The following is an 11,174-nucleotide window of genomic DNA, read 5'->3' as shown; positions in this document are numbered from 1 at the left end:
ATGCTGTCACAAGCAGCTTAATCACGGGATTTCTGTATGAGGGGTGTTTTCAAACTGCACTTTTGTTGACAACTCCAGATGGAACTCTAATAGCTATATCAATATCAGAAGTTGGTTTTGCTGTTCCCTTTGCCCGACTGCCTTGCACAACTATATCATCACTTATATGCCCTACTTATGCCCTACTTTTTCTCGTATCATTGATGATACTTTATCAAATTGTGCCTGTGTAAGTCCTTGCGGTACTTTGAGACCTTGTCCCGTCCCCTCAGACCTTTTCTTGAACAGCTCTCCGTCCTCAGGTTTCTTTAGTTTATACTTATCGCTGTCACCAAGCTTCCCTTTGACACCCACTCTTCTCAAAATAAATTGGGAAAACAAACCAGTTACAACATGTCCTGAGTAGTTGGACCATCCCTGCTCGTTCCCCTTCTTCATCTCGCCATCAATAAATTAATCGGTCTGCTCTCCAATCTCTTGCGCCGTATCCGACACCTTCTTGACAATCTTTTGAGAGGTATTAACCATTTGGTCTCGCCAGTTTCTACAAAGTCCCATAGTTTGCTGCCTATGTTTTCATTAGAGCTGGGTTTCGAGGCTGAAGCGGCCGGCAGAATGGGCAGTTCAACCGTTTGTTCGTCTGTATCCTGGAACAGCTTTACGATTAGAGTCAATTCTGTAGAGATGGATAAAAGCTGGTCTGTCGTTCGCTGCATGCGATCCATCATCTGAAGATATTCGCCCCAAACTACAATTGCGATTTTATTTTGATAAATCGGAAGAAAACGAAGATAACAAAAAGCAGGTCAATCATGGTGGTATCTGACCATAATCAACCTGCTAGATGTATCGGAATAGCGTTATTAGGATATAAAATTTAAGCATTTGATGTGCGTACAACCGAAATGAAGAAATCTTTATACGAGTATTACAAGGGTTATATGTGTTATTGTTGAATGATGGGTTCATTCGGCACTGGGTAGCCCCCACAACCTTACCTGAAATCAGAATTAAAATACTAGTCAATAACTTCAATACTGTGTAACTTTGCTTCTACTGTTTTGACACGTTCACTTAAATCCATAGCATCGTCAAAACCTAGCTCGCTAACGAAGTTACTTATATCAAAGTTCTTGACAATACTTCTCACTTCATCATAGATTCGTTGAGATAGGACTCCTTTTTCAATCTGTAAACGAGCTAGAGTAACATAAAATATAGTCTTCTCAGTTTCCCCCTCTTCAATTACATTGGCAAATTCATATAAGCATCGTCCTCCTGCCTGAAGAGCATTTAGCCCATCAGACATAGAATTCTCGAAGACTTCATTGATATACTCTGTTAGCTCGTTATAATTCCACTCTTGCATACGGTTCTCCTCCCCTAATTGTTCTATTTAACTACTTTACCATCGTTTGTAAGAACATTTATTGTAATGTTTGGATATTCCCTTCTAAAGTCCAGTATCACATCAGTACAACTTTGGCAAGTAAGTCGCTCTGTAAACAGATTTATTGTTCCTTTAGCATTTTTGTTATTTCCAAGTTGTGATGCAATATCATTCAAGATTTTATACTCTGTATCATAGTCCCTCAGGTATGCTTCAGGCGTATCAATTCTTGCATTGTCTGGGTCAACCTTCTTAGCTTTAAATACTGGTTCGCCTGGAGGCTTTAAAGACATGCCCGGCAATACACCTTTATCTGTAGCGTTATTTACTGAACTATGAGCAAAATATTCCTTTTTGTTAATCCCTTGAATATCAACTTCAGCATATCCAACGTTTCCTGACTTTTTCAACTTGCTAGGTAATTGAGACCTTATCTCTTTCACACGTTCTATGATGCTAGGCAAGTCTTTAAGGTTACCCGTCCCCTCAGACCTTTTCTTGAACAGCTCTCCGTCCTCAGGTTTCTTTAGTTTATACTTATCGCTGTCACCAAGCTTCCCTTTGACACCCACTCTTCTCAAAATAAATTGGGAAAACAAACCGGTTACAACATGTCCTGAGTAGTTGGACCATCCCTGCTCGTTCCCCTTCTTCATCTCGCCATCAACAAATTGATCGACCTGCTTACGAGCGTCCCCATGATCTACGGCATAATTCCACGCGAATGCCACACCACTTCCGACATCCTTTACCGTTCCGATGGTCGCATTGTAAGCGATATCCACTGCCGAATCAATCGGATGTTCAATCAGAGCTTTACCTGTCTCTAATAGATTATTTCCTATGTCCAGAGCCTCATCTTTCACACCCACTGCAAAATTGACGGCCTGCTCTGCAATCTCTTGCGCCGTATCCGACACCTTCTTGACAATCTTTTGAGAGGTATTAACCATTTGGTCTCCGGCAGTTTCTACAAAGTCCCATAGTTTGCTGCCTATGTTTTCATTAGAGCTGGGTTTCGAGGCTGAAGCGGCCGGCAGAATGGGCAGTTCAACCGTTTGTTCGTCTGTATCCTGGAACAGCTTTACGATTAGAGTCAATTCTGTAGAGATGGATAAAAGCTGGTCTGTCGTTCGCTGCATGCGATCCATCATCTGAAGATATTCGCCCCAAAAATGCTCTCGCGTAGCGCCAGACCACTGAGCCTGCAGCCCGATCATACTCCGCTCTAATTGCCTCAACATCCGTGTAAACTCGTTGTGTCCATGATGATAGAGCTGCGCTGCTTCCATAATCCGATCTTTCGGAATTTGTATTCTCGTCATAGGCTGACCCCGTTTTCCGTATTATGGAATTAACTTTATCAAGAGGCCTAACCCATTCCTAGTAACCTAAGTAGGAATTTTCCATAATGATAAACAACAAAGACAAGGTCCTGTTGGACCTTGCCTTCTAACCCGTGTATGAATTCACCCATGACTAGTATATAAAATAATGCGGATACTTCTCGGTCAGTACCTTCCGGTCTACAACAACCAGCCGGAGATGGTCCTCCATCGCCTGCATCGCCCTGTCCGGATCACCTTCCATAACGAGCCGGTAAATTTCCTTATGCTGCTGAATCAGATGCTCCCAATTGGAATCCTGAATCAGCCTTAAAATCCTCAAGCGATTAAAATGAATGTTTAACTGCTGCAGCAGCCGCCAAGTTCTGATCTTACCTGTGGCCTGGAATAAAAGCTTATGAAATTCCTCATCCAGCTCGAACAGCTGGTAAAAGTTATTCTTGTCCACACACAAATCCTGCATAGCGATGTTGCTTTCCATCTTGAACTTGTATTCCTCCGGGAACGAATGGCACGCTAGAGCAACAATCTCCTTCTCCAGCTTCTCACGCACAAACCGCCCTTCTTCCACATGATTAAGGTTGATCAGAGAAACCATGGTGCCGCTCTGTGGAATGATATCCAGCAGTTCTTCCTCAGCCAGCTTCATAAAAGCTTCCCTGACAGGTGTGCGGCTTACCTGCAATTCATCAGCAATTTCCTTCTCAGAGATTTTGGTGCCGGGCTCCAGCTCCAGATGCAGGATGCGATTTTTGATCAGTTCATATGAATATGCTCGGGTTGAGCCCCGGATCTTCTGATTAAGTATCATGCACCTAACCTCTTTTCACGTTCATCTTATTCATCTTAGCACAAATTGCCGTCTCACTGAATTCTCAGAAGAAACGGCAATTGTGCATTCTACCAGCTCTTGGACATTTCTTTTCTACATTACTTGTTGTTTTCCTTGTAGTCCTTATAAGTCTTATTTGCCAGCTCTACATACTTACCCAAATTCTGTCCTTCGAGCTCCTTCACAAATGCGTCATACTCCGACAGTTTGCGTTCACCCAGAATGAATTTCAGCGTGTTCTGATCCGTGTAATCCTTGAGCGGAGTGCTCAGCAGTGTAACCTGTTCGCGGTCTTCCGCTGTGTAAGGGATCGGCGGCTCTGCAGGCACAACGGTCTTCGTTTCTTTCATATCTTTTTGGAACTTCAATTCTTCTTCACTGAACATGGAGTGCAGCAGATCTGTTGTACCGCCATAAGCGAATACACCGCCAGAGAATCCGTAATCAATCCGCAAATCTTTCGTTCCCTTCGGATTCAGACCATTATAGTTAATATCATCCACTAGTTTGCGAACCCCGTCTGTCTTGGTGAATGTTTCACCTTCTACGCCCCACTTGGCAAATTCCTGTCCTTCGTCACTGTAGTACAGCCAGTCAATGAATTGCATAATCGCTTTGAAATGCGGATCGTCCTTGATTTTTGCAGAGATCATGACGCCGTTCTCCAGCCGGGAACCTGCCATAAGCTGGCCTTTTGGCCCGCCTGGAACGGTAATCTTAGCAACCTCGAATTTCCCTTCACCCAGCGTTTTATTCATATCATTGCGGTGAAGCACAACCGTCTGAGAGTTCCCATTGATTACAAAGGACTTACCAGAAACAAATTTCTGGATCGCCTGATCATCATCCTGTGTAAAGCTTTCCTTATCCAGCAGTCCCTCAGATACCAGCTTGTTGAAGTACGTCACCATTTCCTTGTACTCCGGTGTAGTCGCCGCGTAGACAAATTCATCCTTGTCTGCATTGTAGGTCAGGCCGCTGCCATACCCCCATCCAGCCCGTGTACCATAGCCCGTCGCTGCAATATTTAATGTACTGTTAAACTTGAAGCGGTCAGAGAACGGAATGGATTCCGTATAGATCTCCTTCAATTTCTTCAGAGATGTGTACAGCTCATCCCATGTAGTCGGAATGGCGATATTGTTCTTCTTGAAGACGTCGGTACGCACCAGCAGCGTATAATCCGGCCATACTTCTTCATGCAGACCTGGCAGGACATAATATTTGCCGTCTTCCTGACGAAGACCATCCAGCTCCGTTTCCAACCCCCATTTCTTCACCTTATCTGTGTAGTTCGGCATCAGATCGGTGTAGTCGCTGACTGGCAGAATGGCCCCGGAAGATACAAAAGGTGCTTCCTCACCCGGATATGTTTTTGGAATCACAAGCGGTGCATCACCGGAACTGATCAGCAGGGATCTTTTCTGCGAATAATCACTCATCGGTACGATGGTTGGTTTGAGTGTCACACCTGTCAGCTCGGTTATTTTCTGGAACAACAGCCAATCCTTCTTGTATGGATATGCCGGCTGGTCGCTGAACAGAATGGACAGATCAAATGGCTCTGATGCCTTAAATTGCTCTCCCGCCTTGTAAGCGTCCATCGCTCCCTTGCTCTCAGGCTCGACCTTCTCGGTTCCTGCACTGCTGCTGCACGCGGTTAACGCGAGACTCATCACCGCTGCCAGCATCATTTTGCCCATCCACTTGCGAGGTTGTTTGTTCATTCGGTAATCCCCCTGTTTTTCATTTTTGGGTCTGCCTTCTGCCTTAATCCACCTGCAAATTGCCTCAATAAATGACTGCTATTGTTTGACGGAACCTAGCATGATACCGGTTACAAAGTACCTTTGGACAAAAGGGTAAATCGTCAGGATCGGCAGAATGGTGAGCACCATTGTGACCGATTTGATATTCGCGGAGATCTGGGTCAGATTATCGGCCGAAGCCCCTGCCGCTGTACCGCCTGTCGCCCCGGCAATCATGTTGCGCAGATAGATGGTGACCGGGAAGAGTTCTTTTTTGTCCAGATACAGAAAGGCCGGAAACCATGAGTTCCAGTGACTCACCGCATAAAAGAGTACCATTGTGGCCATAACCGCTTTACTGAGCGGAAGAATGATGCGGAACAGAATACCGTAGGTGTTCAGTCCATCGATCGCTGCCGCTTCTTCCAGCTCCTCCGGCATATTCTCGAAAAAGGATTTCATAATGAGCATGTTGTAGATACTGATTGCTCCAGGCACCACCAGTGCCCAGATGGAGTTGTCAAAGCCAAGAGCATTAATCAGCACATAGTTCGGAATGAGACCGCCGCTGAAGAACATGGTAAATACCGCGAACATGGTGAAAAATTTACGGCCCATTAATCTCTTCTTGGCAATCGCGTAGGCAAAAATTGTGGTCATGAACATCGAGATCAAGGTTCCGACCACCGTGTAGATGACCGTATTCTTGTAGTTGGTCCAGAACATGCTGTCCCGGGAGATCGTCTTGTAGGTCTCAATGTTGAAGCCCCGCGGAATGAGACTCACCTGACCGGAATTGATGTAGGATTCGCTGCTGAAGGACTGGGCAACCACATTCAGAAAGGGATACAGGGTGACAAAGACAATCAGTAACAGGAACAACGCATTAAATACCTTGAACACTTTGTATGAAGTTGACTCTTTCATGCTGCCCCTCCTTTACCATAAGCTTCGCTGCGTTAGCCGGCGTGAAATTGCATTGACCGAGAATACCAGCACGAGCCCGATAATTGACTCGAACAGCCCGATGGCCGTCGCATAGCTGAAGTTGCTTGATTCCAGACCAATCCGGTACAGGTACGTGGATACGACATCGGAGGTCTGATAGTTGAGCGGATTGTAGAGCAGCAGGATCTTCTCAAAGCCGACAGCCAGGAAGTTACCCATGTTCAGGATCAGCAGCGTTACAATCGTCGGCAAAATCCCGGGGATCGTCACATACAGTGTCTGCTTCCACCGGTTCGCTCCATCGATGCGTGCCGCTTCATAGAGCGAATCATCAATCGTAGTCAGCGCCGCCAGATACAGGATAGCCCCCCAGCCCATGCCCTGCCAGATCTCGGAGGTAATGTAGATCGTTCTGAACCATTCCGCCCGCTGCATGAACGGAATCGCTTCACCTGTGAAGAAAGTAACCAGCCCGTTAATGGAACCGTTGACGGCGGTCAGCTGCAGAATCATTCCTGCCACAATGACGATAGACAGAAAGTGCGGCAGATAAGACGCCGTCTGTACGAACTTCTTGAACCGCTTACTCTTCACCTCATTCAGCAGCAGTGCAAAAATGATGGGCACCGGAAACGTGAACACCAGGGTCAAAGCACCGAGAATCATCGTATTGCCGAATATTCTCCAGAAGGTCGGGTCTTCGATGAACATCTTGAAGTACCGAAGGCCCACCCATTTCTCACCAAAAATACTGCCGCCCGGCACAAACCGTCTGAAGGCAATTACATTACCCAGCATAGGACCATATTTGAAAATGATCAGGTAAATCAGGGGCAGAATTAACAGGGAGTACAGCTGCCAATCCTTGCGCAGCAGCGACATCGTCGTTCGCAGCCTGCTCTCCTTGCTTAATTCAAGCGTTCGCGAAGCGGCTTTTGCAGTCTCAGACTTCATGGGTGTTCACTCCTATCCTGAAATAATGTTGCAGGCAATGGAACGGCATGGTCACCTCCGTATCGTATGGAGAAGCTTCTCATTTTGGATTAGAAATCGTGACCCAAAGACAACATCGTGGCAAATTATAATTGTAAGCGGTATCAACAAACCATTAAATAAATGTACACGTGTTCATTTCAGAGCGAAGTTAGATTTCTGGATGCTTATCTGCATTCATGCGTATACAATGGTATAATGAATCCGCTTACATGTTTACTTAAAAAATTTTACTTCTCTGCTCCAGCTATTTGCTTTTCTGACAAGCTACTTGCAACTGCCTTTCAATTTGCAGCATTCCCACACTAGTTATACTAGTATGTTAGTTAGATTGTAATTGATCATTTTTCCAAATTCAATACCTTTTTTCTAACTCATTCACTTTTTTGTGATTTTATGACTGAAACAGGGCTTGCGATCTAGAGAAAATAGTAAAAAAGCAGCAGACCGCCAAGCTTCAGCAGTCCGCTGCTTTTTTATATCCTGCTTTATTTTATCTCGCTTTCCTTGCGTTCAAAATGCAGATGCAGCCGGTACAGGCAGATCTCCAGGGTCCAGCGGTGCAGGAGTTGCTTCTCATGTTCATCCTGAAAATCCAGCTTAAGTGTAAAGTTTCCATTCTCGTAGCTTGTCTGGCTGCCCTTCGCCCCGCTCCACTTGCTCATCGGCATATCTGCAATCAGCTTGGTGAGCTTCACCGCAGTAGCGTCGTTCCATTCCCACAGTGTGCTGGATTCTTTGCCGGAGAAATCAATGCGCTTGCGGTATTCCTTTGATGTCAGATACTGATGGAAAAAGGGAGCTGCCTCCGTTGCAGTTACAGATTCCGTCCAGCGGGTCTCCCCACGGTTCAGCATGTACAGAAGAACGATCATCTTATAGCTTTTATTCATACTCGTCTTCTCCACATCTTCCAACCAAGCCTTGTATCGTTGGTATACTTCCTCTTCCCGGTCATTAAGCAATCCGGCCCAATGCTGGAAGCCAATAAACGAACCAAATTCAGAACGATATGCAATTGCTGGCGATTGCCCGTGCAGATGCAGTTCAAGGTAAGTGGGAATACGGCCAAACTCACTCTTGAGAGCAAGAAAGTCTTGCAGCAGCTTATCCCGGTGCGGCATACGCTTGCGAGTCAGCTCCTGGAGCAGATCCACCACTCTGGTCTCCAGCTGAATATCACAGTATGCAGGCGCTTCCGGCAGAAAGGAATATCTTTTCCCCTTACCCTCAGCAGAAGGAGTATCGGACAACAATTCCAGCTTAATATCCGCATTGCGGTAGTTACCAATCAAATCAATAATTACGCAGTGTGACTTGCCTTCTGCCAGACGCAGCCCGCGTCCCACCTGTTGGGTGAACACCGTCATCGACTCTGTCGGCCTTACGAACAGCAGCGTATCCACGCTTGGAATATCTATCCCTTCGTTAAACAGGTCTACGGTAAACACCACGTCAAGTTCCCCTGTATTCAAACGCCGGATCGCTTCACTGCGGGACATTTCGGCTGTACGCGAGTGAAGACTCACGACGGGGTGACCCTGCTTACGAAAACACTCCGCCAGGAAGTCCGCCTGCCGAATGGATGAGCAGAACCCGATGGTGCGCGTCTGCTTATGCTTGATCCATGCTTCGTATATCTTTGCTGCCTGAGAATCCTGAAGCTGGGCTGCCAGCAGCTCTTCTTCGTCGTAGCGGGTTCCCAGCCAGCGAATCTGCGAATAGTCCGTATCATCATACACGCCATAATACTGATAGGGAGCCAGCCACTGCTGCCGGATCGCTTCGATAAAATGAATCTGATATGCCACATTTCCGTCACAGAGCGCATATACGTCCTTACCGTCCATCCGATCCGGGGTAGCCGTAATTCCAAGCAGAAACTGCGGCTGGAAGTACTCAATAACCTGGTTGTAAGATGATGCGGCAGCATGATGGAATTCATCCACAATGATAAGGTCAAAGGCATCTCTGGCAAAACTCTCACGATGTTTGCGTCTGCTTAACGTATAGATCGATGCAAATATACAATCAGCATCTCCATCCTTAATCTGCCCGTTATAGATACCATAAGTACGTTCAGGCATAATACGTTCGAAAGAAGCCTTGGCCTGGAATAGGATCTCTTCCCGATGAGCTATGAACAAAATACGGCGGAATTTTTGGGCAAAGAAGCCTGCGAGATAGGTTTTGCCAAGACCAGTTGCCATAACAACCATGGCTTTGTCATACTGCTCTTCGAGTGTGCGCTCAAGCGCTTCAAGTGCCAGCTCCTGTGCAGCCCTTGGTCGAATGGGAGTCAGCGATTCTTCAACACGTTCGACGGTGAGTGTATCCGATGCAGCGCCTGTCTCCAGTTCGGCTTCTTCCATGTCGGTAATTCGCTGGATCAATTCCGGATTGTTACGATGATAGTGATCATATTCTGCCTGGTACAATGCAATCGTGTCCGGATTTACCGGAAGCGTTGTCTCATGATAGAAGTTCTCCATGAACTTCTCCAGTGCCATCTGGAACGTGTAAGGTTCTGCCTCCGCATTCATTGCCAAATTCCATTCATATCCGGTCTTTAGTGCGGAAAAAGAGAAGTTAGATGAACCTACAATCAGCAGTCCTTCCCCGTTATCGTAGTCGAAGAGATAGGCCTTGGGATGAAAAGAGGTTCCTGCACTGCGCCATAACCGTGCCTCAATCCGGCTATCGATATCGTGCAGCGCCTGCAGCCCTGCCGGCTGGGTTATGTACAGATAGTCACCGGCCAACATGCGGACCTCCGCTCCGCGTTCGACTGCCTGCTTCAGATGAGGGGCCAGCAGATTCACCCCGGATTGCATGATAAACGAGGTCATAATATAAATGCCGGAAGCATGCTGCATCCCGGCGATCAGTTCATCACCCAGATTGTCGGTTATTAACTTAATGTTAAGCTTCGTCAGCATCGATCAGGAACACTCTTTCTGCAAATCCACCGCGAGCTTCGGCTTTGTCTGCACGGATTTTCTCAAGCTCAGCTGTACTGGAACCATGGACTTCCGCCAGGGAGCGGATGACTTCCAGCATGTCCGCCAATTCTTCCAAGGCGTCTGTATTATTGGCCGCCGCGAAGTACTCTTCGCTCTCCTCGCGCAGTTTAGTTCTGAGTTCTTCCTTGTACTCTTCCGGGTTCAGAATGCGTGTACGACAGCTTTTCCCCTGAGAGGTAATGATATGAGGAATGCGGTCACGCACCAGTTTGTTATATGTAGGCATAGGGGCTGGTCCTTTCTAAGTTCAAGTTTTTTTAATTATACTCTATTTATTTCGCTGCGGATTATCTTCTACTCTTACTGGGAGGTTATTGCATTATTATCAACTAGCTTATCCCTCAATCTCCCAAGCTCATGTAATAATTTGTCCATATCTTTACTGGAGAAGGCATCATAGCTATATGGAGATCCCCTCAATATAAAAAAGCACCAGTATAATTTCTACCGGCGCCCAAAACAATTACATAAAACTAGATTTTATTTTATTTCCGATTATAATGTCCATGCCGTAAATTTCAAAATACGAAGTATCAAATGGACGAATTTCTATTTCAGCCTCGGGGTATTGTAACCCTTCACTTTCTTCTGTTTCCGGTAATGTATTTGTTTCCCACCCTATTTCTTTACCCTTTCTAATCCCAATGAACACTCCCGAATGGAACTGCACTATTTCTTTTGCTTTTTTAATTAGTTCATCTGTGCTTAGGATTTCTGAGTATGGCTTTGGGAACAACACTTCGGATGATTGGTTACTGCTACCAAATACATCAAAAGCAAACCAAGTAAAACTGGAGGCTTCATCTTGGATGCAGGCTAGGTCGTGTCTGAAAACTCTTCATTGAGTCAATTTGAAAATGGCAGCCACGTATACAAACGCCAAGAATGACTTAG

At 46.0% G+C, this 11,174-nt stretch carries 11 protein-coding genes; all 11 read right to left on the bottom strand.

Annotated elements, in window-relative coordinates; translation table 11 throughout:
- Positions 1-49: 49 nt before the first annotated feature.
- A complete protein-coding gene (locus Q5741_RS21730; protein ID WP_407074401.1) occupies positions 50-148 on the bottom strand; it encodes a nucleotidyltransferase domain-containing protein in 99 nt (32 codons plus the stop codon).
- Positions 149-171: 23 nt separating this feature from the next.
- Complete coding sequence (locus tag Q5741_RS21255) at positions 172-438, bottom strand: hypothetical protein (RefSeq protein WP_305026112.1); 267 nt, start codon at positions 436-438, stop codon at positions 172-174.
- Positions 439-1,018: 580 nt separating this feature from the next.
- On the bottom strand, positions 1,019-1,369 hold the full coding sequence (locus Q5741_RS21250) for an Imm3 family immunity protein (protein WP_305026111.1): 351 nt from the start codon (positions 1,367-1,369) through the stop codon (positions 1,019-1,021).
- 23 nt (positions 1,370-1,392) lie between these two features.
- Entirely contained in the window at positions 1,393-2,715 is a 1,323-nt protein-coding gene (locus tag Q5741_RS21245; protein ID WP_305026110.1) for a WXG100 family type VII secretion target, read from the bottom strand.
- 154 nt (positions 2,716-2,869) lie between these two features.
- Entirely contained in the window at positions 2,870-3,547 is a 678-nt protein-coding gene (locus tag Q5741_RS21240; protein ID WP_305026109.1) for a GntR family transcriptional regulator, read from the bottom strand.
- Positions 3,548-3,666: 119 nt separating this feature from the next.
- Positions 3,667-5,295 carry an ABC transporter substrate-binding protein gene (locus Q5741_RS21235; RefSeq protein WP_305026108.1) on the bottom strand — a complete coding sequence of 543 codons (1,629 nt, stop codon included), beginning with the start codon at positions 5,293-5,295 and terminating at the stop codon, positions 3,667-3,669.
- A gap of 78 nt (positions 5,296-5,373) precedes the next feature.
- Positions 5,374-6,243, bottom strand: coding sequence for a carbohydrate ABC transporter permease (locus Q5741_RS21230; protein WP_305026107.1), 870 nt, complete (start codon positions 6,241-6,243; stop codon positions 5,374-5,376).
- A gap of 12 nt (positions 6,244-6,255) precedes the next feature.
- Positions 6,256-7,146, bottom strand: a complete 891-nt coding sequence (locus Q5741_RS21225) for an ABC transporter permease (protein WP_407074402.1) — start codon at positions 7,144-7,146, stop codon at positions 6,256-6,258.
- 599 nt (positions 7,147-7,745) lie between these two features.
- Positions 7,746-10,196: a DEAD/DEAH box helicase family protein gene (locus Q5741_RS21220; RefSeq protein ID WP_305026105.1), complete on the bottom strand. Its 2,451-nt coding sequence runs from the start codon at positions 10,194-10,196 to the stop codon at positions 7,746-7,748.
- Entirely contained in the window at positions 10,180-10,506 is a 327-nt protein-coding gene (locus Q5741_RS21215) for a nucleoside triphosphate pyrophosphohydrolase (protein ID WP_305026104.1), read from the bottom strand. The genes Q5741_RS21220 and Q5741_RS21215 overlap by 17 nt, the downstream gene beginning before the upstream one ends.
- Before the next feature lie 237 nt (positions 10,507-10,743).
- The gene (locus Q5741_RS21210; RefSeq protein ID WP_305026103.1) at positions 10,744-11,019 is read right to left on the bottom strand and encodes a hypothetical protein; all 276 of its coding nucleotides are present in this window, start codon (positions 11,017-11,019) and stop codon (positions 10,744-10,746) included.
- Positions 11,020-11,174: the final 155 nt, after the last annotated feature.

Source organism: Paenibacillus lacisoli (assembly GCF_030580655.1).
GTDB classification, from domain to species: Bacteria; Bacillota; Bacilli; order Paenibacillales; family Paenibacillaceae; genus Paenibacillus; species Paenibacillus lacisoli.
The sequence above is the reverse complement of the archived record's forward strand: the minus strand, read 5'-3'. Positions and strand labels throughout refer to the sequence as shown.

Excerpts from the sequence above, each read along its gene's own strand:
- Q5741_RS21255 (WP_305026112.1), bottom strand. The coding sequence starts at position 438 with ATGAAGAAGGGGAACGAGCAGGGATGGTCCAACTACTCAGGACATGTT.
- Q5741_RS21250 (WP_305026111.1), bottom strand. The coding sequence starts at position 1,369 with ATGCAAGAGTGGAATTATAACGAGCTAACAGAGTATATCAATGAAGTC.
- Q5741_RS21245 (WP_305026110.1), bottom strand. The coding sequence starts at position 2,715 with ATGACGAGAATACAAATTCCGAAAGATCGGATTATGGAAGCAGCGCAG.
- Q5741_RS21240 (WP_305026109.1), bottom strand. The coding sequence starts at position 3,547 with ATGATACTTAATCAGAAGATCCGGGGCTCAACCCGAGCATATTCATAT.
- Q5741_RS21235 (WP_305026108.1), bottom strand. The coding sequence starts at position 5,295 with ATGAACAAACAACCTCGCAAGTGGATGGGCAAAATGATGCTGGCAGCG.
- Q5741_RS21230 (WP_305026107.1), bottom strand. The coding sequence starts at position 6,243 with ATGAAAGAGTCAACTTCATACAAAGTGTTCAAGGTATTTAATGCGTTG.
- Q5741_RS21225 (WP_407074402.1), bottom strand. The coding sequence starts at position 7,146 with ATGTCGCTGCTGCGCAAGGATTGGCAGCTGTACTCCCTGTTAATTCTG.
- Q5741_RS21220 (WP_305026105.1), bottom strand. The coding sequence starts at position 10,196 with ATGCTGACGAAGCTTAACATTAAGTTAATAACCGACAATCTGGGTGAT.
- Q5741_RS21215 (WP_305026104.1), bottom strand. The coding sequence starts at position 10,506 with ATGCCTACATATAACAAACTGGTGCGTGACCGCATTCCTCATATCATT.